Consider the following 20,804-nt stretch of genomic DNA (forward strand, 5'->3'; position numbering starts at 1 on the left):
GGGGTTGATGAGATGGAGGAATTGCTAAACTATTTACAATTACAATCGAAGGCAGTGCCAATTGGCGGAGGAGATATCAATCAAGCGTTTCGAGTAACAGATGGAAAACAGGATTATTTTCTAAAGTACCATCCAAAAATGTCAGCGGATTTTTTTCAAGCTGAAGTTGGTGGATTATCCGAGTTAGGCAAGTTTGTTCGTGTACCTAAAGTTATCCAGAACGGGACTTACATGGAAGGTGCTTTTATTTTGATGGAGTGGATTGAACCGGGAGAAGGAGACCAAAAAGATTTAGCACATGAGTTGAGTAAGATTCATCGGGTAAAAGCAGATTATTTTGGTTATAAAAAAAATAATTTTATCGGGGTTCTTCCACAAATTAATAAATTCTCACATGACTGGTGGGACTTCTATTTTACCTATCGTTTGGAGATTCAAATTGAAATTGCTAAAGGACGAAATCACTGGACAGCAAGACGAGAAAAAAATTATCAGTTATTTAAAGAGTGGGTTTATCAAAAATGGGGTACAATGTCTTTTGAACCAACTTTGCTACACGGTGATTTTTGGAGTGGCAATACGTTTTTTGATACACAAGGTCAACCTGTATTTATTGACCCAGTAGTATCTTATGGACATCGGGAAGTAGATCTTGCCATGTCCCAACTTTTTGGCGGTTTTCGTCAAGAATTCATCGATAGCTATCAAGAAATTTTACCGATGCGAACAGGTTGGGAAGAACGACTAACGATCTATCAGCTTTACTATTTACTCGTTCATCTTAATACCTTTGGTGAGAGTTACGGAGATGCGGTGGATCGTGTCTTAGCTTTAGGAGGAAAGTAATTGGGAAAAAGATACACCTTGAGTCATGAGGTTGCTTATTATGAGTGCGATATCAATCAAAACATGACTTTTCCAGCTTTATTAAGTGTCGCTATCAAAGCGTCATCTGATCAAAGTGATCAATTGGAGCGGGGAACAGAATATATTAATACATTGGGAATTACTTGGGTAATTACTCAAACAGAAATAAGCATTACTCGTTTACCAAAAGTTGGCGAGAAGATCACGGTCGTGACCGAGCCGACAGCATTCAATCGCTATTTCTGTTACCGTAGCTTTTGGGTTTACGATGCGGAGGAAACCGAGTTATTGAAGATTGACATGTCTTTTGTGTTGATGGATGTTGAAAATCGTAAAATGAGTAGTGTAGATGCGAAGCTCATGGCTCCTTATGAATCGCCTCAGGTTAAAAAGATTCATCGCTGGCCCAAAATTGAAAAAGTTGAAGGTGAACAGCATCAATTGTATCATGTTCGTTACTACGATCTGGACAGTAATCATCATGTCAACAATGCCATGTATTTTAACTGGCTGATCGATGTGCTAGGTTATGACTTTATGACACAGCATGAACCGACCTACGTCAATGTAAAATTTGATAAAGAAGTCTTGTACGGAAACGATATCGAAAGCTTTTATGAAATTATTGAGGGAGAAGAAGTCAAAACCCGACATGAAATTCGTCTTGGCGACCAGCTTGCCTGCGAAGCAAATATCTTATGGCAAAAAAGAAGCTGAATCGGAAATTTTTCGATTCAACTTCTTTTTTATCGTATTGCTTAGTTGCTAATTTTAACGAACCATCAGTTTGGTTCAAGTCAAATTATTCTTCCATAAATTGCGTCAATTCTTCTTTTGAGAGCTTGGCGTTCAACGCGATTAATAATTTTAATCGGGCCTTTTGACTGTTGATCCCATTGCAGAAAATTACGCCATGCTGGGCTAATTCGACACCACCACCATGATAATCATAGACCGGTTCAGCGATCCCGTTGAAACAGCGAGAGACTAATACGATGGGCAGTCCTTTTTCCAATAAATGATAGACTGGCGGTAAGGTTTGCGGGGGCAAGTTGCCTGCACCTAATGCTTCGATTACAAGACCATCAACAGAAATAGCGTGATCTAAAATTTGAAAGAAATCTCCCTGCATCCCGGCAAAAACTTTTACGATTGGGATCATTGCATCAAAACTATCAATGTCATAGCGAGTTGTCTTAGGTAGTTCTTGTTTAAAAAGAATCTTTGATTTAGTGACTAAACCTATAGGTCCCAGTGTCGGTGTTCTAAACGTTGCTACATTGGTTGTATGTGTTTTTGTCACATAGCGTGCACTATGAACTTCGTCGTTCATGACAACTAGCACACCTTTATTGACCGCACTTTCCGAAGCTGCAACACGAATCGCACACTCAAAGTTATAGAGACCATCGCTCCCAAGCTCATTGATCGAACGCATCGCACCAGTTAAGATGATCGGCATTAAGTCACCGATGGTTATCTCTAGAAAATAGGCGGTTTCTTCTAGCGTATCTGTTCCATGGGTGATAACGACACTATCAATTCCTTCTTGTTTTGCGGCTTTGATCCGTTCTTTTAGCTGGAACATTGTCTCTAGGGTTATATGAGGAGAAGGCAAATTAGAAAAATCCTCTACAATCAGTTCGATGTCAGCGGGCAATCGTAATTCTTGCCCTGCTGCCAATAAAGGGTTTTCCTTATCGGGACGCACTGCACCGTCAGCATCTTGACTCATTGAGATCGTTCCACCTGTATGTAAAATCAAAATCCGTTTCATTTTCATTACTCCATTCATTATTCGCGCATTGCAATCATTTTTTTGCTATGCTTATTGTATACTATGAAGCAAAAGGAGGCTAGGATACTATGATTCGAATTGGATTAACTTCTTTTAATGAACACAGTAGTTTGACTGGGAAAAAAACCTCCTCTTTGTATGAATATGCCGGTTATTTACCCTTAGTGGAGCTGGATACAAACTATTATGGGATTACTAGCAAAAAATCTGTGGAGAACTGGCTTACTCAAGTTCCAGAGGATTTTCGCTTTGTGGTCAAACTATACGCAGGATTTACAGGACAAGCAAAATGGCAAGAGCATTACTCATCTATGACTGCGATGCAAGAGCATTTTTTGGATACTTTGCAGCCGATGATCGATAGTGGAAAATTATTTTGCTTTTTAGCGCAATTTCCGGCACAATTTAAATGTACGAAAGAAAACGTTGCTTATTTAGAAACCTTGCGGGAACTATTCAATGCTTTGCCTGTGGCGATTGAATTGCGAGACTACAGCTGGTATGGCAAAGAGTTTATGGAAAAGACTCATCAATTAATGAAAACATTGAATTTTAGTTTGGTGATGGTTGATGAACCGCAACTACCGGATACTGTACCTTTGGATACAACGGTAACCAACTCCAATTTCAGCTTATTCCGTTTCCATGGCAGAAACCAAGCCTATTGGAATGATCGCACAGGTGACTGGCGGAAAAAACGTACACTATACCGTTATAATGACGCAGAGCTGAAGCTTTTAGGGGAAAAAATTCAGCATGTAGCAAAGGAAACTGCGGAAGTTGGCGTAATATTCAATAATAATTCTGGTGGAGACGCCGCGGATAATGCGCTCCAGTTGAAAAAGATTTTGGGTTTGGATTATGAAGGATTGAATCCAAGCCAAATCGATTTATTTTAAAATGAGGGAGAACCATGATAAAAGCCATTTTTTTTGATATTGATGGAACCTTGATCACAAGTGATTCAAAAGTGCTGGATAGTACACGCGAAGCAATTCGCTTAGCTCAAAGTCAAGGGATTCTTTGCGGCGTTGCGACGGGGCGGGGACCAGTGAGAATTGATGAACGAATTGAACAACTTCCTTTAGATGTCTTCGTGATGTATAACGGACAATTAGTCTACACTAGAGAAAAAGATATTTATCAGCGTCCATTTTCTGCGGAGACCTTGCAACGAATTGTCAATTTTGCAGACGATGAACATCGACAGATTATGTTTGGCGGACGTCACCGAATGGACGGCAGTCACTTAATGAAATGGTCACAGAATTCTTTACTGAAGAAAATTGCCAGTTGGATGCCGAAATGGTTTCCTGTTAGGCCAACCCGCAGATTGTTGCAGTCCTTCAGTCCAAATCGCCAAAAAGGCCGTTATAAAAAATTAACGATTTTACAGGAGCCAATTTATCAATGTGTGCTTTTTAGCGCAGAAAATGAGGCACAACGTTTACAAGAATTACTGCCGGATTGTTCGTTTCAGCGGTCGAACCCATACTCTGTCGATATTGTTCCTAAAAATGGCTCAAAGTATCGCGGTATTTTGGAGTTTATAAAAGCTGCTGAGATTGCTCCAGAAGAGGTGATGGTTTTTGGCGATCACTATAACGATATCGAAATGATTCAAAAATTCGGGATCGGAGTAGCAATGGGTAACGGACTAGATGAGGTAAAAGAACAAGCGGATTATGTTACCGCAACAAATGAAAATGATGGCATTTATCAAGCCATGAAGCATTTCAATATCATTTAAAGAGGGATAAGTATGTCAAAAGAACCATATCAAATGGCAAGAGCGTTTCACGAAACTTTCGCACCGACACCACCGAACGCACCAAAAGCATTTTCAAAAGAACGGGGGAGCTTTCGCGCAGGTTTTAAAGCGGAGGAAATCGTCGAATTTCTATATGGAGTAGCTGAAGGGGATGAAGCGGAGTTCAAGGAATTGGTGGAGAGACTCCATGAAAGTGTGGATCAGGCGAAGGAAAAAGTTCTGGCAAAAGCCGAAACGGTGGAGGATCCGTTAATTGCCGAAGTGGATGCTTTGACGGATTTACTTTATTTTACGTATGGTTCATTTGCGCTGATCGGTGTTGATCCTCAGCCAATTTTTGAGATTGTCCATCGAGCGAATATGGGAAAACTCTTTCCTGATGGGAAGCCGCGCTACCATCCGGTGACGAACAAAGTGATGAAGCCGGAGGATTGGCAGCAAAAATACGCGCCTGAACCATTGATCAAAGAAGAAATAGACAGACAAAAAGGAAAAGTGAAATGCACCCTGTCAAGTAGACAGCTAAAAAACAAAAATAATGCTATTCAGGAATCGAGTCCTTCGATTCCTGTTTTTTTATGCGGCTTGCTTTCTAAACTCGTTTGGCGAAAGCTCGTTCAACGCTTCGGAATAGCGATAGTTATTGTAGTAACGCATATAACTACTAACAGATTTCTTTAGTTCATCAAAATTTTGATAGCTTTCTTGATAAAATTTCTCTTCTTTAAATGTGCCCCAAAAGTGTTCGATCGGTTGATTATCCAGACAGCGACCAACTCGGGACATGCTTTTGGTGAACCTATAGTTCGTTTCGAGTGCTTTATAGTCATAAGAGGTATATTGAAACCCACGATCACTATGAAGCAGCGGTTTGACGCCAGGATTCTTGCGCATGGCTTTTTTAACAGTAGTCATGACAAGGAGGTTATTATTGGAATGATCGAGCTCCCAAGAAACGATCGAGTGATCATAAAGATCGATGATGGCACTCAAATACGCCTTTCGACCGTTACCGTATCTCAATTCAGTAATATCCGTACACCATTTTTGATTGGGCTTCTCAGCGGTAAACTTCCGGTTTAATACATTTTCTGCGACGTGTGCTTCTGTTGCTTTTACATAGGTCGGACGCTTTTTCTTGATCACTGCTTTGATCCCAAGTGCTTTCATTAAACGGTAATAACGTTTCCGAGAATAGCGCTTCTTAAGTTTTATGTTGAGTTGCATTCGAATTTGTCGATAGCCGATCGCGCCTTTCTTACTGTCGTATTTCTTTTTAATTTCTTTGGCTAGTTTTCGATTCTCAAGTTCTTTCTTGGAGGGTTTCCACTTTAACCATTTATAGTAAGAGGAGCGTGCGACCCCAGCTAATCGACAGAGTTGCGTGATTGAATAATGCTTTTCTTCATGCAATTCAGAAATGGCTTGGTAGAGTTCAACGTTTCTCACTAATGTGAGGGTCGGTTTCGCCGCTGAATCTCTTGTAACTTTTTTGCGAAGTCATTCTCCATTTCTAAATGCCTGTTTCGTGCTTCTAGTTCTTTTACTCGTAATTTCAGCCGTTCTTCTTCGGTTAAGAACTCGCTTGATCTGTTTCGTCCACGGTTATCTTTTAGTGCTTCTTCTCCGTGTTGTTGGTATTTTTTTACCCAAGAATAGACTTGTTGGTATGAAACATCATATTTTTCAATCGCTTGCGTGTAATTCAGCTCGTTAGCGATTGTATATTGAGCGATCTCGATACGCTCTTGATAGGTGGTTTTACGTCCTTTTTTCATGGTTTTGGGTACACAGCCTTTACTGGTAGATTTTGTCGGTTCCCCAGTAGTATAACGTGAAATCCAGTTTCTTAACACAGAAGTCGAAGAAATTTGAAAGAACATTGTGGCTTCTAAAACGGACATCTTCTTATTAATGACAGCCAAAACAGCGGCTTGTTTCAGTGCCTGATCATATCGTTTCCATGTGTTTGATTCTTTCAGCCCTTCTAGACCACCATCCTTATATTTGCGAATCCAATCATTTATAGTTTTCCATGAAAGGGAATGTTTCTTAGCGATACTGTTCATACTACGACGGTCATCTATTACCTCTGAAATGACATAATACTTTTCTTCTGGAGAATAAAGACTTCTCTTAGACATACAAAAACTCCCTATAAAGTAGATTTGGAATTTTTGTTTTTCCTTGTCTACTTTATAGGGAGCATATCAAAGCCAAAAAGTAACGGCTTTTCCTTTTTTTTAATCAAAAAATGTGTAATATAGTGAACGCACAGCTAAACGCTCTTGTTCGCTGCGAATAGCAAAGATAATACTGCGTTCATCGGCACCTTGAGAGATCATCCGCAGATTGACATTTTTTCGAGCCAGAGCAGCGGTGCTGTCAGAAGTTGTCCCTGGACGTTCACGCATGCCTTCACCAACCAGGGCGACTACGGACAGTCCATGCTCGATCGATAGCTGATCCGGTTGAATTTTTTCTTCGATCTGCTTCATCAACTCAGCTTCGATATCACGGGTCAATTGGCGTTCTCTCAAAATAATCGAGATATCGTCAATTCCAGATGGCATATGTTCAAAACAGATATTCAAATTCTCTAGTATTTGTAGGATACGACGTACAATTCCGACTTCTCGGTTTAGTAAGTATTTTCCAACCGTAATGCCACAGAAACCACCGTCACTGGCAACCCCAACCACCTCATTACGGTTTTCATTTTCAAAGGATTTCTTGATTAATGTTCCTTGGCATTCAGGATTGTTGGTGTTTTTAATAATTACGGGAATTTGTGCTTTAAAAGCGGGCATCAGAGCTTCGTCGTGAAAAACAGTAAAGCCGGCATACGTCAACTCACGAATCTCACGATAGGTAGCATATTCAATCAGCTCAGGATCATGGATATATTTTGGACTGGCCGCAAAGATACCATCTACATCCGTAAAGTTTTCGTAAAGATCGACCTTCAAGCCGGCTGCAACAATTGAGCCGGTAATATCTGATCCGCCTCGAGAAAAAGTACAGAGGTGTCCATCTGTCGTGTAGCCAAAGAATCCTGGGATAATCAGGATGTCTTCAGACTCGCGCCATTGATAGATTTTTTCATAGGATTCCTCAAGAATACGGGCGTTTTGCGGTTCATTTGAAACGGTGATGCCCAATTCTTTTGGATTAATATAGCGCGCATTAACACCGCTTTTTTGGAAACAAGCTGCGACTAATTGCGCATTCAAATTTTCTCCACTAGCTAGGAAACTGTCTAAGGCATAGGGATCGGTTTCATCAAACTTTTCTTGTAATTGCCTTAATTCAGTACTAAACGTATGTTCAATGTCTTCATCGACCTGAAATTCCGCCGCGATCTCGGTATAACGTGCGACGATTTCACGAATCAATTCGTCAGTATCGTGTTTGTAAACCACAGCATTATAAAATTGAATCAATAAGTCGGTGACTTTTTTGTCTTTATTGGTTCGCTTTCCTGGAGCAGAAACCACCACGAAACGACGACCTGGGTCATCCGTAACGATCGATAAGACTTTTTTTAGTTGTTCAGCTGAAGCTACGGAGCTTCCGCCAAATTTGATCACTTTCACTTTAATCACCTCTTATTTTAATGTGGCTTTAATATTATCTGAAAAGCGCTACAATTTCAAGGGGATTTGGCGCTTTCTCAAACAGAAAATTTAATAAAATTACACTTTTCTTAAATTTATTGCAATTGAAGCGGTCCGTAAAAAATGCTAGTATGAGGAGTGACTGTGCGATAAACATTTCTAAAGTGATTTCAAAACTAGCTAGTGAAGAGAAAAGTCTTTTGTGTTATAATCTACGTTAGATGTTTTCGCCAAAAAACAGAGAATAATGAACCATTAAATAAACTGAATCTGGATAGTTGAAAGGAAAATCATACATGGGAAGTAATGTAATCATAGGGATCGTTATCGGCTTGGTCATTCTGGCTGCCGTTTTATACTTGATTGGTTATCTGATGAAGAAAAAAAATCAAGAACGCTTAAAAGAACTTGATAAAAGGAAAGAAGCGTTATTCGATCTTCCTGTCGTGGAGGAAGTCGATGAAGTGAAAAAAATGCACCTTGTCGGCCAAAGTCAAAATACTTTCCGTGAATGGAATCAAAAGTGGACCGATGTTTCAACGAAGTCGTTTGCTGAACTTGAAAGTCAAATCTTTGAAGTTGAAAGTCAAAATGAAACCTTCCGTTTCATGAAAGGCAAATCAGCGATCGAAAGTGCGGAGCGCACGATGACTGAGATGGAAGAAGAAGTTGAAGGAATTCGGACTGGTTTGAAAGAATTACGTGAAACAGAAGAACGTAATTCATTAGCCGTTCAACAAGCATTGGATGTTTTTGAAGAATTGAAAAAGGATTTGAAGGAAAAGAAAGACAGCTTCGGTCCTGCTTTACCTGAGATTCAAAAACAGGTAAAAAATGTGGAAATCGAATTCACCCAGTTCGTTACCTTGAATACTTCAGGTGATCCAATTGAAGCTCGAGAAGTGCTGGATGATGCAGAGAAACACACGTATGAAGTGCAAGAAACAATGCAAAAGGTTCCGGCCATTTATGAAGATTTAGAAAAAACCTTCCCAGGTCAGATCGATGAGCTAGAAAAAACGTATAAGAAAATGATGGCTGACAACTTTGTTTTACCAGAGGATGATTTCGAGGAACGTCTGGATAAAGTCAAGAAGCATGTTGAACGCTCGTTAGAGGATCTAGAAAAAATTGAGCTGGGAACTGTGGAAACAGCGAACAAAGAAACAGCTGAATTGATCGATGATCTGTATGTTGTATTAGAAAAAGAATTCGAAGCGAAAAAATATGTTTTAACCAATCGTAAAACGATCGGTGAGTACATTACTCATGCCGCTCACAACAACCATCAACTAATGGTTGAGTTGGATCATACGTCTCAGAGTTATGCGTTGAACAACAACGAATTAGGGCGTGCCCGCGGATTCCAAACAGAAATTGAAGAGTTGGAACGTCGCAACCGCAATATGGAACCGCAAATTGATAAACATGAATTAGCTTATTCTGAGGTTCAAGTGTTTTATAAAGATGCCTTCAAAGTGCTAGATGATATCGAAACAAAACAAGTAGAGATTGATGATGACTTACACGATTTGCGTAAGGGGGAAAAAGAAGCCTCTGAAAAAATCGAGAAGTATGAATTCCGGTTGCGCAACTTAAAACGTTATGTAGAGCAACAACGTTTACCTGGGTTGCCTGGAGATTATTTAGAATTCTTCTTTGTAGCAACAGATCGTGTCGAAGAGCTAAGCAAAGCATTGAACAAGATTCGTATTAACATGCAGGATATCAATAAGTTAGTTAGCCTTTGTGATGAAGACATGGAATTATTAGATCAAAAGACCTATGATTTAGTTGATGCTGCAGCACTGACGGAGCAAATGATGCAATATGCAAACCGTTACCGTCATACCCATCCTGAGATCAAAAATGCGATTGAAAATAGCTTAGAGCTGTTTAACAAAGAGTATCGCTACCAAGATGCTTTGGATGAAATCGGTACGGCCCTTGAACGTGTCGAACCAGGTGCCTTTAAGCGGATTGAAGATTTCTATTTTAACAACCGAGATTTGGTATAAGCTGAGCGTAATCGCTCAGCTTTTTTTTATTTGAATAAGAGGAAAAAGACTTCTGGTATTAGAAAGAGCTTATGAATCTCTTCTTATTTGTAAGGATTACTTGAAGTGTTATGGCATTCTCGCTATAATAGGAAAGAATTTTTGAAGGAAGGTCGAAAAATGATTTATTTTGATAATAGTGCGACGACGGTAATTTATCCATCCGCACTTGATACATATGTAAAAACAAGTCAACGCATTATGGGGAATCCCTCTAGCCTGCATGACTTAGGCACACAAGCGAATCGTTTGTTGCAGCAGGCTCGAAAACAAACGGCAGAATTGTTGAATGTGAAAGCCAATGAAATCTTTTTTACCAGTGGCGGCACAGAAGGCGATAATTGGGTATTAAAAGGCACAGCAATTGCAAAACGAGCGTACGGAAACCATCTCATTATTTCTAGTGTTGAGCATCCAGCTGTTAGTCGAACGGCGGCACAATTAAAAGAACTTGGATGTGAAGTTAGTATCGCGCCGGTTGATCACAATGGGTTTGTAAAAGTCAATCAGCTTGCTGAATTGATTCGCCCTGAAACAATCTTGGTTTCCGTTATGGGTGTTAACAATGAAATGGGTGCAATTCAACCGATCGAAGCGATTAGCAAAGTGTTGGAAGACCATCCCACAATCCATTTCCACGTGGATGCGGTACAAGCGATCGGTAAAGTTGAGGAGGAAAAATGGCTGACACCGCGGGTTGATTTTGCTACTTTTTCTGCCCATAAATTTCACGGTCCTCGTGGAGTTGGTTTTATTTATTGGAAGGAAGGCAAGAAGCTGGCACCGTTGCTAAATGGCGGTGGACAAGAAAGCGGACAGCGAGCAACGACAGAAAATCTCCCCGCAATCGTAGCGATGAGTCGCGCACTACGTCTGCATCTGGATAAAAAAACCGAAAGACCCAATCACACAGCAGTTATTCGTCAATACTTAAAAGAAGCTTTGGCAAGCTATGAGAAGGTAACAATCTTCTCTGGCGATGAGAATTTTGCGCCGCATATTTTAACGTTTGGAATTAAAGGGATTCGTGGGGAAGTCTTGGTTCATGCCTTGGAAGAAAAACAAATTTTCGTGTCAACGACCAGCGCTTGCTCAAGTCGTAAAAAAGTCGATAGCTCGACATTACATGCCATGGGTGTTCCCCATGACGTCGCGACAACGGCAATTCGAGTTAGTTTAGATGAAGCCAATACTATGGCCGAAGCAGAGCAATTCATGGTGATATTCAACCATCTTTACGACAAATTTTCGAAGATCAATTAAGTACGCTTCATGTAAATAGTGATTATGGATGACAGCTGAAGCATTAAAAGTCAAAGAGAAACAAGTCAAGAACTGATACTATAACTAAGGAGAATGATCGTGCAATATACTGAAATTATGGTGCGCTACGGAGAGCTATCAACAAAGGGAAAGAACCGCCGCAGTTTTATTATGCGACTTGCACAAAATGTTCGCGGGGCGCTGGTAGAATTTCCAGCTTTGAAGATTCATGCCGATCGTGACCGAATGCATATTTTATTAAACGGGGAAGACAGCCGTTTGGTATTACCTAAATTAGAAAAGGTTTTTGGGATTCAAACCTTCTCGCCAAGTATTCGCGTAGAAAAAACACTCGATGATTTGAAGCAAATGACGCAGCAAATTATGCAAGAGATTTATACGGGAAAAGAAACCTTTAAGATTACCGCTAAGCGTAGTGACCATCATTTTGAATTAGATAGTCACGGTATCCAGCAGTATCTTGGGGATGCAGTAATGGATGTATGTCCGGATATTAAAGCACAAATGAAGCGTCCAGATATTAATTTGCGAGTAGAAATTCGCCGTGATGGGGCTTACCTTTCCTATGAAACGATCAAAGGAGCCGGTGGATTGCCGGTTGGGACCAGTGGTCGCGGGATGTTAATGTTGTCTGGTGGGATTGATTCCCCTGTAGCGGGTTATTTAGCGATGAAACGTGGGGTTGAACTTGAGGCCGTTCATTTTGCCAGTCCGCCTTACACTAGTGAACAAGCGCTGCAAAAGGCCAAGGATCTGACAGAAAAATTAACGCCCTATGTTGGGGGAATCCAATTTATCGAGGTCCCTTTTACTGAGATTCAAGAAGAGATTAAAGCCCACAGTCCACAAGGCTATTGGATGACATTAACTCGCCGGATGATGCTGCGATTAACAGATGCGATCCGCGAGATGCGTCATGGATTAGTCATTATTAATGGGGAATCACTGGGCCAAGTAGCCTCACAAACACTGCATAGTATGGTGGCCATCAATGAAGTAACGACTACACCAATTATCCGGCCGGTTGTAACAATGGATAAAACCGAAATCATCGAATTGGCAGAGAAGATCGATACTTTTGAATTAGCCATCCAACCGTTTGAGGATTGCTGTACAATCTTTGCACCACCTCAACCTAAGACACGACCAAAACTGGAGAAGGTTTTAGAGTTGGAGGAACGCTTCGATATTGAAGGATTAATGGCTCGCTGTTTAGCTGGATTGAAGATTGAGGAAATCACACCTGCCCGAACAGAAAAAACCGAAGAGTTCGCAGACTTTTTATAATAATTTTGAGCAAGAAGGTATACTTTCTTGCTCTTTTTCTTGCAAAAGATTGTTATTGCTTTTTTTACATGTTAAAATCATTTATGTGAAGTTGTTAACAAACAAATGCGTAAATCATTTTTTAAAGATAATATAGCATGCTAGAAACCAGAAGCTATGACTGAAATTTGCAATTAAAAGAGCAGTTTAGCAGAAGGATATACGGCGTGAGAATCAACCTAATTTTTGTCAAAAAATTATTACACTAAAACGAACAAGGATGTCAGTTCTGCTTTTCGCAGTATATATAGCTCAGAAGAAATAGAAAGCTATGTTTAAAGCAATCAAAAGAGCAGTTTAGCAGAAGGATATACGGCGTGAGAATCGACCTAATTTTTGTCAAAAAATTATTACACTAAAACGAACAAGGAGCAAGCACATGGAGCGGATCATTCAAAAACCCCAACTATCGAAAGCAACAACTAAGAGACTGTCTTTGTATTTACGTTGTTTGAAAGGCTTGGAAAAAAATGGTGTTACTCGCATTAAATCTTCCGAACTCAGTAAAATGACTCAGGTGGGATCGGCGACGATTCGGCGTGACTTTTCCCATTTTGGCGAGCTTGGTCGCAGTGGTTACGGCTACGATGTCAATGATCTGATTAAAGTTTTCAGTGATATGCTGGAGACAAAAGAAGAAAAACGGATCGCGTTGATTGGCTGCGGGAACTTAGGCCAAGCGCTGTTAAACAATAATTTTCGCCGCAATGAAAATTTGAATATCGTTTGTGCATTTGATAACGATCCGGAAAAAGTTGGGAAAGAACTTTGTGGATATCGTATCCATTCGATTGATGAAATGGATGAAGTATTGGCGGAAGAAAAGATCACCGTTGCCATCTCAACCGTTCCTAGTCAAAATGCTCAAGCAGCAATTGACCAAGTGGTTGCAAATGGAGTCACGGCCATTTTAAACTTTGCGCCAGATCCTTTAAAGGTGCCGGATAATGTTCATGTCCATTATATTGATTTAACCTCAGAATTGCAGACATTGATCTATTTTGATGGTCAGTAGGACTTTACAAGTTTCCCACTTCATTGTAGAATGAGTCAGACGATGATCAAGAGGAGTACATGAGTAACAAAGTCCTAGAGAGAAGATGCATGGCTGAAACATCTTCACTTTGACTTATGGAAGGTAGCTTGGGAGTTTTGCGATCTGAAAGAAGTAAGAGCGCACGGCACATGTCCGTTATAGCATGCTTGAGCGGCAGAGTCCTTCTCTGCAATTTAGGTGGTACCGCGTAATTTACGTCCTAGAACACAGTTGTGTTCTAGGATTTTTTTTCGTTGGTTCTGCTTTTCTCAGTTTATTGAAGAGACGAGTTCTAATTAGAAATAACATGGAACGGGACTGTTTAGTAGAATTGTATGCGCACGAAAAAGAGTACCAGTTGCTTTGACTAAAGAAGCTGTACCAGAAATCAATCTTTTAAAATAGGAGGAATTTATATGACTGAAAATTTACCAACAAAATTCAATCCGCAAGAAGTTGAAGCGGGTCGTTACCAGAAATGGTTAGACCAAGATTTATTTAAGCCCTCAGAAGATCAGCAAGCCAAACCTTATTCAATCGTTATTCCGCCCCCAAACGTAACTGGAAAACTGCATTTGGGACATGCTTGGGATACGACGTTGCAAGATATGATCATTCGTCAGAAACGGATGCAAGGCTTTGATACACTATGGCTTCCTGGGATGGACCATGCGGGTATCGCGACGCAAGCAAAAGTTGAAGAAAAATTAAGAGAACAAGGGATTTCACGTTATGATCTTGGTCGTGAAAAATTTGTTGATCAAGTTTGGGAATGGAAAGAAGAATACGCTGGACATATTCGTGAGCAGTGGGCGAAATTAGGCTTATCCCTTGATTATAGCCGTGAACGTTTTACTCTTGATGATGGCTTATCCGATGCAGTACGTAAGGTTTTTGTTTCGTTATACGAGAAAGATTTAATTTATCGTGGCGAATACATCATCAATTGGGATCCGCAAGCAAAAACGGCGTTGTCTGATATTGAAGTCATCCACAAGGATTTAGAAGGTGCTTTCTATCATGTTTCTTATCCGTTAAGTGACGGCAGCGGCGTGTTGGAGATTGCAACGACTCGTCCTGAAACGATGCTAGGAGATACAGCGATTGCTGTCCATCCTGATGATGAACGTTACCAAGACTTGGTTGGTAAGACAGTGATTTTACCATTAGTCGATAAAGAAATTCCGATTATTGCGGACAGCTATGTTGATCGTGAGTTTGGAACAGGGGCAGTGAAAATCACACCTGCTCATGACCCGAATGACTTTGAAGTCGGTAATCGTCATGATTTACCGCGAGTAAACGTGATGAATCCTGATGGCAGTATGAATGAGCTGGCTGGCAAATATGCGGGCATGGATCGTTTCGAAGCACGTAAAGCAATCGTTGCTGATTTGAAAGAAATCGGTCGTCTAATCAAAGTCGAAAAAATGGTTCACAGTGTTGGCCATTCAGAACGTACGGGTGTTGTTGTTGAACCACGTTTATCGACTCAATGGTTTGTTAAGATGGGGCCATTAGCTGATCAAGCAGTGAAAAATCAAAGCACGGATAACGCAGTAGATTTCTTCCCGCCTCGTTTTAACAATACCTTTATGACTTGGATGGAAAATGTGCATGACTGGGTTATTTCACGTCAACTATGGTGGGGACATCGTATTCCTGCTTGGTATCATAAAGAAACCGGCGAAATGTATGTTGGCATGGAAGCTCCTGCGGATAGCGAAAATTGGGAACAAGATCCGGATGTATTGGATACTTGGTTCAGTTCTGCGTTATGGCCGTTTTCTACGATGGGCTGGCCGGACGAAGCAAGTGAAGATTACAAACGCTACTTCCCAACCAGTACCTTAGTGACTGGTTACGATATCATTTTCTTCTGGGTGAGCCGGATGATTTTCCAAAGCTTGGAATTCACAGATGAACGTCCATTTAAAAATGTGTTGATCCACGGGTTGATTCGTGATGAACAAGGCCGCAAGATGAGTAAGTCTTTAGGCAACGGAATCGATCCAATGGACGTGATTGAGAAATATGGGGCTGACGCATTGCGCTGGTTCTTATCAACAGGCTCTGCACCAGGTCAAGATGTGCGCTTCAGTTATGAAAAAATGGATGCAGCTTGGAACTTTATCAATAAAATTTGGAATGCATCTCGTTTCGTAATTATGAACGTTGAAGGCTTTACCGCTGAAGATATTGATTTCTCTGGTGAGAAAACCGTGGCGGATCGTTGGATTCTAACTCGTTTGAATGAAACGGTTGAAAAAGTGACCAGCCTGTTTGATCAATTTGAATTTGGTGAAGCGGGACGTCAATTGTATAACTTCATGTGGGATGACTTCTGTGACTGGTATATCGAGATGAGTAAGGAAATTCTTTACGGTGAAGATGAAGAAGCCAAACAAACAACGAAGAGCATTTTGGTTTATGTACTTGATCAAACCTTACGTCTATTGCATCCAATTATGCCATTCGTGACAGAAGAAATTTGGGCGAAGATTCCGCATACAGGGGAATCATTAGTTGTTGCGGACTATCCGGTGGTTCATCCAGAATACGATGACAAAACAGCCGCAAAAGGTATGGAAGTTTTGAAGGAATTGATTCGTTCAGTTCGCAACATTCGGGCGGAAGTGAATACGCCACTTTCAAAACCGATTACTTTACTGATCAAAACGAACGATCAAAAAATCGATGAATTCTTAATTGAGAACACCAGCTATATCGAACGCTTCTGTAATCCAGAAGAATTGGTGATCGCAAGCGACATTACGGCACCTGACTTGGCGATGTCGGCTGTATTGACTGGCGCAGAAATTTACTTGCCATTAGCCGGTTTGATCAATATTGAAGAAGAAATCAAACGACTTGAAAAAGAATTGGCAAAATGGAACGGTGAAGTCAAACGTGTCCAAGGTAAATTAGCCAACGAACGCTTCGTGGCGAATGCGCCTGAAAACGTGGTTGCTGAAGAACGAGCAAAAGAGAAAGATTATTTAGAAAAACAAGCAGCGGTTCAAGAACGGATCGAAAGTCTGCGAACAATTTCTTAATTGATTAATGAGTTTGTGACAGAAACTACTTCTGGAACACCGTTTATTCAGAAAAAGGAACCATGACAAGACTTTTGTCAGGGTTCCTTTTTTGTTCAGTATACATGAATTTACAAAAATTAAAAGATTTCCTCAGCGCGTATCCATCTTTCTACAGTAAACTTTGCTATACTAGAGGCATGTAAAAAAAGAAATAAATGAGGCGAATACTATTGACGATAGAAGAAGCGATTGATTGGATTCACAGTCGAAAAAAATTTGGATCACGGCCGGGGTTAGATCGTATCCAAGCACTATTAACGAAAGTAAATAATCCAGAAAAAAAAGTCCCTGTGATTCATATTGCCGGAACGAATGGCAAAGGGTCGACTGTTGCTTATTTACGTAGCATGTTGATCGAAGCCGGGGTCACTGTAGGCAGTTTTACTTCGCCTTACATTGAAGAATTTAACGAACGAATCGCCATTGATGCGAAGCCAATCCCAGATAATCAGTTGATTCAATATGTAGAAAAATATCAGCCAATTGTTGCTGAACTTGATCAAGACCCAGCAATTAACGGGATCACGGAATTCGAGATATTGACGGCGATCATGCTTGACTATTTCGCGACAGAGCAAGTCGATGTTGCCGTCGTTGAAGTGGGCTTAGGTGGGTTACTGGATTCAACCAATGTCGTGGACCCCATTTTGACGGCCATCACGACGATTGGCTACGATCATATGGACGTTTTGGGAGATACCCTAAACGAGATTGCCGGACAGAAGGCTGGAATTATTAAAGAAAACATTCCTGTGGTAACGGGGAAAATCACCAAAGGACCGTTAATCGAAATCGTGGAAAAGGCAGCGAACGAGACAGCTAAGATGTATCGTTATGGCGAGGAATATCAAGTAGATTATTTGCGGCCAGATCCTACCTGGGGCGAGCTATTCAACTTTACAGATCAAGCTGGCAAGCTTGCATCACTGAAAGTTCCATTATTGGGACGCCATCAAGTAGAAAATGCGGGTGTGGCAATTGAGCTGTATCATCTCTATTGCGAACAAAAGGGCTTGCCATTTGAGGAAAAAACCATTCAAAAAGGATTATCGAAAGCGCAATGGCCTGCCCGAATGGAAAAAGTCAGCGAGGAACCATTGATCGTTATGGATGGGGCTCATAATGGGCATGCAATCAAACGTTTAGTCGAAAATGTAAAACGCGAATTTCGCGATTATACTATCAATATTCTTTTTTCAGCCTTAGAGACAAAGGATGTTGATCAGATGCTTGCGTTGCTTTCAGAAATTCCTAACGCACATATTTATCTGACCACATTTGAATATCCAAAAGCGTTGGATCTTAGTCGTTTTGACCATTTAGATAGCCGCTTTGAGGTCGTTTCATTATGGCAATTCGGTCTAGGAGAGTTATTAGAGGATATGGGCGCGGATGATTTATTATTAATTACGGGATCTTTGTACTTCGTTTCTGAAGTACGTCAATTATTATTAAACTTAGGAGGTACGAATGAAAAAAGTTAAGGGAATCATTTTCGACATGGATGGCTTACTGTTTGATACAGAATCGATTTACTGTGAAGCAAACTTAGTGGTCGCTGAGAAATACGGTCTGCCTTTCACGGAAGAAGTTTATGCCCGCTTTATTGGCATCTCAGATGAAGAGGTTTGGGCAGAGCTGCATGAAATGTATGCGGATCATGGTAAGGAGACGGTCCAGAAATTCATTGACGAGAGTTGGGGAATGGCTCATGATCGTTTTAAAACTGGCGAGGTTGATTTAAAACCAGGTGTCCATGAATTGCTGACTTATTTGGAGGAAAAAGAAATTCCACGAGTAGTAGCGTCTAGTAATGTACGTCCTATAATTGAGATTTTATTGGAGCATGCAGGTATCCGTGACAAATTTTCAGATATTATCTCAGCTGAAGATGTGAAATTCGCCAAACCTGATCCAGAGATTTTTGTAATCGCATCGAAACGTTTAGGACTAGCACCTGAAGAGTGCTTAGTCTTAGAGGACTCTAAAAATGGCATCTTAGCCGCAGAAGGGGCGGGGGTGCCAGTAGTGATGGTACCGGATATTCTACCGCCAACCAGCGAACTGGAAGGAAAAACCGAAGCTGTATTCTCTACCTTGCATGAGGTAATCGACTTTTTAGAAGCATAAAAATCATCTCCTTTGCGTACTTTAAAGAAAAGTGGCAAAGGAGTTTTTTATGGAAAAAAGTTTGTTATTACAGGAGCTGCCTGAAAGTTCATGGCCGCGGGAGCGTTTGCTTAGAGAAGGTGAGAAACACTTATCTGATCAGGAATTATTAGCAATTATTTTACGAAATGGTTCGCGACAGCAAAATGTGATGGAGCTGGCAGGAAGCATTTTACGAAAATACCCAACACTTTATGAATTAAAGCATACGACGTTACAGGAGCTACAGCAATTTAAAGGAATTGGTGAGACGCGAGCAATTGAATTAAAGGCGATGATGGAATTAGGCTATCGTATCAATCGTGCGTTACAACCAAAAATGGGGAAAATCCAGTCTAGTCTTTCTTTGGGGCAATTGTTGATCACAGAATTAAAAGATTATCAGCAAGAGCATTTAGTCGCCTTCTTTTTGAATACAAAAAATGAAATTATTTTACAGAAGACAATCTTCATCGGCTCATTAAATCAAAGTATTGCCCATCCGAGAGAAATTTTTCGAGAAGCGGTACGAATCAGTGCGGCGCGAGTGGTTTTAGGTCATAATCATCCATCGGGAAACCCAACGCCATCGCAAAATGATTTGGATTTTACCGAGCGTGTTCAGGAGTGTGGAGCAATGATGGGAATCGAGTTGTTAGACCACATTATTGTTGGAGAAACCAAATATTTCAGTTTACGTGAAGAAAAGTACTTAAAGTAACAATTGAAAACCCTTGCGCATAGAATAAGGAGAATGTTAAACTATTATTGTAATTTTGTTTGAGATGCGAGTTGGTATACAGATGTTTCCCTTTTCGTAGGCCGGCAATGTTACACATACTTAATTAAGTGCTTAGGCACGAGGAGGATTTTATTCATGGAAAACGGAACAGTAAAATGGTTTAATGCAGAAAAAGGTTTTGGCTTCATCACTCGTGAAGATGGCAGCGATGTATTCGTACATTTCTCAGCTATCCAAGGCGACGGCTTCAAAACATTAGAAGAAGGACAAGCAGTAACTTTCGATGTTGAAGAAAGCGATCGCGGACCTCAAGCGGCTAACGTAAATAAGCAATAATATGACAAAGCCTTAGAGATTTTTCTCTAAGGCTTTTTATTTTGATTTCATTTAGTAAAAATTGTAGAGCAATAAGAAGCTATTTTTCTAGTGATAATTGGAAAAAGCGTTCTTCTTCTGAACTATCCGTATGGTTTGCATCATTAACGGCTAATGCAGCTTTGCCAATACAATATTGCCAGAAAAAATCAAAGAAGAAGCTGGTACTTTTTTCAGGCTTAATGGTATCAAAAATTTCTTTAGTGACCTGCTTGATTAACTGGATGGTGTCAGAATCTTGTAGGAAAAACTGTTGAAACTCACTTGGATAATCAGTTGCATAATTCGTGATAGCTGTTGAGAGCGCCCGTAAAGATTTTGGTTCCTGATCTTCTAAAAAATCGGTATATTTTAATAAGACGCGGGTGGTCAGAACCGATTTTAACTCAGCCAGATTCGCAAACTCACGGTAGATTGGTTGAGTTGAACAGGCGATGTGTTGAGCGATATTACGAGCATGAAATTTTTTGAAGCCTTCAGTGATAATCAATTGATAAGCACCCTCTATGATTTGGCTTCGTTGCACACGTTGTGTTCTTACCATATTTTATCTTCCTTTATTATGGATTCAAGAGACATAAAATAACGCATGTTAATTTATGTCTCTTTTTAACTAACTTTCATTGTGCAAATAAACCAGTGGATTGTCAATCGATTTTTTGATTTTTTCAGTAAAATAATACTT

Annotated in this window: 18 protein-coding genes, 1 pseudogene and 1 other annotated feature; of the genes and pseudogenes, 14 read left to right on the forward strand and 5 right to left on the reverse strand. The window is 40.4% G+C overall.

From position 1 onward, the window contains the following. The first annotated feature begins 12 nt into the window (after window positions 1–12). Together IGI44_RS03590 and IGI44_RS03595 are read left to right on the forward strand one after the other, a co-directional pair. A complete protein-coding gene (locus IGI44_RS03590) occupies window positions 13–846 on the forward strand; it encodes a fructosamine kinase family protein (RefSeq protein ID WP_438786452.1) in 834 nt (277 codons plus the stop codon). Beyond that, window positions 847–1,584: an acyl-[acyl-carrier-protein] thioesterase gene (locus IGI44_RS03595; protein ID WP_438786453.1), complete on the forward strand. Its 738-nt coding sequence runs from the start codon at window positions 847–849 to the stop codon at window positions 1,582–1,584. 85 nt (window positions 1,585–1,669) lie between these two features. Here the strand turns inward: IGI44_RS03595 and IGI44_RS03600 are convergent, their stop codons facing one another. Continuing rightward, the gene (locus IGI44_RS03600; protein ID WP_438786455.1) at window positions 1,670–2,644 is read right to left on the reverse strand and encodes an asparaginase; all 975 of its coding nucleotides are present in this window, start codon (window positions 2,642–2,644) and stop codon (window positions 1,670–1,672) included. Between the two features lie 89 nt (window positions 2,645–2,733). On the opposite strand from IGI44_RS03600, the gene IGI44_RS03605 reads away from it, so the two are divergent. From IGI44_RS03605 to IGI44_RS03615, 3 genes and pseudogenes are all read left to right on the forward strand, one after another. After that, entirely contained in the window at window positions 2,734–3,564 is an 831-nt protein-coding gene (locus IGI44_RS03605) for a DUF72 domain-containing protein (protein ID WP_438786456.1), read from the forward strand. Window positions 3,565–3,578: 14 nt separating this feature from the next. Next, the gene (locus IGI44_RS03610) at window positions 3,579–4,415 is read left to right on the forward strand and encodes a Cof-type HAD-IIB family hydrolase (protein WP_438786458.1); all 837 of its coding nucleotides are present in this window, start codon (window positions 3,579–3,581) and stop codon (window positions 4,413–4,415) included. 12 nt (window positions 4,416–4,427) lie between these two features. Then, window positions 4,428–4,925 (forward strand): annotated as a pseudogene (locus tag IGI44_RS03615) (HAD family hydrolase); the annotation flags it as partial. 87 nt (window positions 4,926–5,012) lie between these two features. Here the strand turns inward: IGI44_RS03615 and IGI44_RS03620 are convergent. The 3 genes from IGI44_RS03620 to IGI44_RS03630 form a co-directional block, all read right to left on the reverse strand. Beyond that, the gene (locus IGI44_RS03620; protein WP_438786459.1) at window positions 5,013–5,885 is read right to left on the reverse strand and encodes an IS3 family transposase; all 873 of its coding nucleotides are present in this window, start codon (window positions 5,883–5,885) and stop codon (window positions 5,013–5,015) included. Next, window positions 5,885–6,580 (reverse strand): transposase, encoded by a 696-nt coding sequence (locus IGI44_RS03625; protein WP_438786461.1) that lies wholly within the window; start codon window positions 6,578–6,580, stop codon window positions 5,885–5,887. Before IGI44_RS03625 ends, IGI44_RS03620 begins: the two co-directional genes overlap by 1 nt. A 99-nt stretch (window positions 6,581–6,679) precedes the next feature. After that, entirely contained in the window at window positions 6,680–8,032 is a 1,353-nt protein-coding gene (locus IGI44_RS03630; RefSeq protein ID WP_438786463.1) for an aspartate kinase, read from the reverse strand. A gap of 317 nt (window positions 8,033–8,349) precedes the next feature. Here IGI44_RS03630 and IGI44_RS03635 point away from each other — a divergent pair, with 317 nt between their 5' ends. The 9 genes from IGI44_RS03635 (at window position 8,350) to IGI44_RS03675 (ending at window position 20,080) form a co-directional block, all read left to right on the forward strand. Then, complete coding sequence (locus IGI44_RS03635) at window positions 8,350–10,071, forward strand: septation ring formation regulator EzrA (RefSeq protein ID WP_438786465.1); 1,722 nt, start codon at window positions 8,350–8,352, stop codon at window positions 10,069–10,071. A 159-nt stretch (window positions 10,072–10,230) separates the two neighbouring features. Continuing rightward, window positions 10,231–11,373 (forward strand): cysteine desulfurase family protein, encoded by a 1,143-nt coding sequence (locus IGI44_RS03640; protein ID WP_438786467.1) that lies wholly within the window; start codon window positions 10,231–10,233, stop codon window positions 11,371–11,373. A 99-nt stretch (window positions 11,374–11,472) separates the two neighbouring features. Further along, window positions 11,473–12,681: a tRNA uracil 4-sulfurtransferase ThiI gene (gene thiI / locus IGI44_RS03645; protein ID WP_438786468.1), complete on the forward strand. Its 1,209-nt coding sequence runs from the start codon at window positions 11,473–11,475 to the stop codon at window positions 12,679–12,681. Between the two features lie 418 nt (window positions 12,682–13,099). After that, on the forward strand, window positions 13,100–13,735 hold the full coding sequence (locus IGI44_RS03650) for a redox-sensing transcriptional repressor Rex (RefSeq protein WP_216410390.1): 636 nt from the start codon (window positions 13,100–13,102) through the stop codon (window positions 13,733–13,735). A gap of 33 nt (window positions 13,736–13,768) precedes the next feature. Then, window positions 13,769–13,982 (forward strand) — a binding site (T-box leader). A 190-nt stretch (window positions 13,983–14,172) separates the two neighbouring features. After that, a complete protein-coding gene (locus IGI44_RS03655; RefSeq protein ID WP_438786470.1) occupies window positions 14,173–16,812 on the forward strand; it encodes a valine--tRNA ligase in 2,640 nt (879 codons plus the stop codon). A 197-nt stretch (window positions 16,813–17,009) separates the two neighbouring features. After that, entirely contained in the window at window positions 17,010–18,338 is a 1,329-nt protein-coding gene (locus IGI44_RS03660; protein WP_438786472.1) for a bifunctional folylpolyglutamate synthase/dihydrofolate synthase, read from the forward strand. After that, entirely contained in the window at window positions 18,325–18,984 is a 660-nt protein-coding gene (locus tag IGI44_RS03665) for an HAD family hydrolase (protein ID WP_438786474.1), read from the forward strand. The genes IGI44_RS03660 and IGI44_RS03665 overlap by 14 nt, the downstream gene beginning before the upstream one ends. A 49-nt stretch (window positions 18,985–19,033) precedes the next feature. After that, window positions 19,034–19,723, forward strand: coding sequence for a RadC family protein (radC, locus tag IGI44_RS03670; RefSeq protein ID WP_438786476.1), 690 nt, complete (start codon window positions 19,034–19,036; stop codon window positions 19,721–19,723). 156 nt (window positions 19,724–19,879) lie between these two features. Next, complete coding sequence (locus IGI44_RS03675) at window positions 19,880–20,080, forward strand: cold-shock protein (RefSeq protein WP_010781607.1); 201 nt, start codon at window positions 19,880–19,882, stop codon at window positions 20,078–20,080. A gap of 79 nt (window positions 20,081–20,159) precedes the next feature. Here the strand turns inward: IGI44_RS03675 and IGI44_RS03680 are convergent, their stop codons facing one another. After that, window positions 20,160–20,663 carry a TetR/AcrR family transcriptional regulator gene (locus tag IGI44_RS03680; protein WP_438786477.1) on the reverse strand — a complete coding sequence of 168 codons (504 nt, stop codon included), beginning with the start codon at window positions 20,661–20,663 and terminating at the stop codon, window positions 20,160–20,162. Window positions 20,664–20,804: the final 141 nt, after the last annotated feature.

Source organism: Enterococcus sp. DIV0756 (assembly GCF_051710745.1).
Classification (GTDB): domain Bacteria; phylum Bacillota; class Bacilli; order Lactobacillales; family Enterococcaceae; genus Enterococcus_A.

Coding starts and splice junctions, on each gene's coding strand:
- IGI44_RS03590 (WP_438786452.1), top strand. CDS start 13: ATGGAGGAATTGCTAAACTATTTACAATTACAATCGAAGGCAGTGCCA.
- IGI44_RS03600 (WP_438786455.1), bottom strand. CDS start 2,644: ATGAAACGGATTTTGATTTTACATACAGGTGGAACGATCTCAATGAGT.
- IGI44_RS03605 (WP_438786456.1), top strand. CDS start 2,734: ATGATTCGAATTGGATTAACTTCTTTTAATGAACACAGTAGTTTGACT.
- IGI44_RS03610 (WP_438786458.1), top strand. CDS start 3,579: ATGATAAAAGCCATTTTTTTTGATATTGATGGAACCTTGATCACAAGT.
- IGI44_RS03625 (WP_438786461.1), bottom strand. CDS start 6,580: ATGTCTAAGAGAAGTCTTTATTCTCCAGAAGAAAAGTATTATGTCATT.
- IGI44_RS03635 (WP_438786465.1), top strand. CDS start 8,350: ATGGGAAGTAATGTAATCATAGGGATCGTTATCGGCTTGGTCATTCTG.
- IGI44_RS03640 (WP_438786467.1), top strand. CDS start 10,231: ATGATTTATTTTGATAATAGTGCGACGACGGTAATTTATCCATCCGCA.
- IGI44_RS03650 (WP_216410390.1), top strand. CDS start 13,100: ATGGAGCGGATCATTCAAAAACCCCAACTATCGAAAGCAACAACTAAG.
- IGI44_RS03655 (WP_438786470.1), top strand. CDS start 14,173: ATGACTGAAAATTTACCAACAAAATTCAATCCGCAAGAAGTTGAAGCG.
- IGI44_RS03660 (WP_438786472.1), top strand. CDS start 17,010: ATGAGGCGAATACTATTGACGATAGAAGAAGCGATTGATTGGATTCAC.
- IGI44_RS03665 (WP_438786474.1), top strand. CDS start 18,325: ATGAAAAAAGTTAAGGGAATCATTTTCGACATGGATGGCTTACTGTTT.
- radC (WP_438786476.1), top strand. CDS start 19,034: ATGGAAAAAAGTTTGTTATTACAGGAGCTGCCTGAAAGTTCATGGCCG.
- IGI44_RS03675 (WP_010781607.1), top strand. CDS start 19,880: ATGGAAAACGGAACAGTAAAATGGTTTAATGCAGAAAAAGGTTTTGGC.
- IGI44_RS03680 (WP_438786477.1), bottom strand. CDS start 20,663: ATGGTAAGAACACAACGTGTGCAACGAAGCCAAATCATAGAGGGTGCT.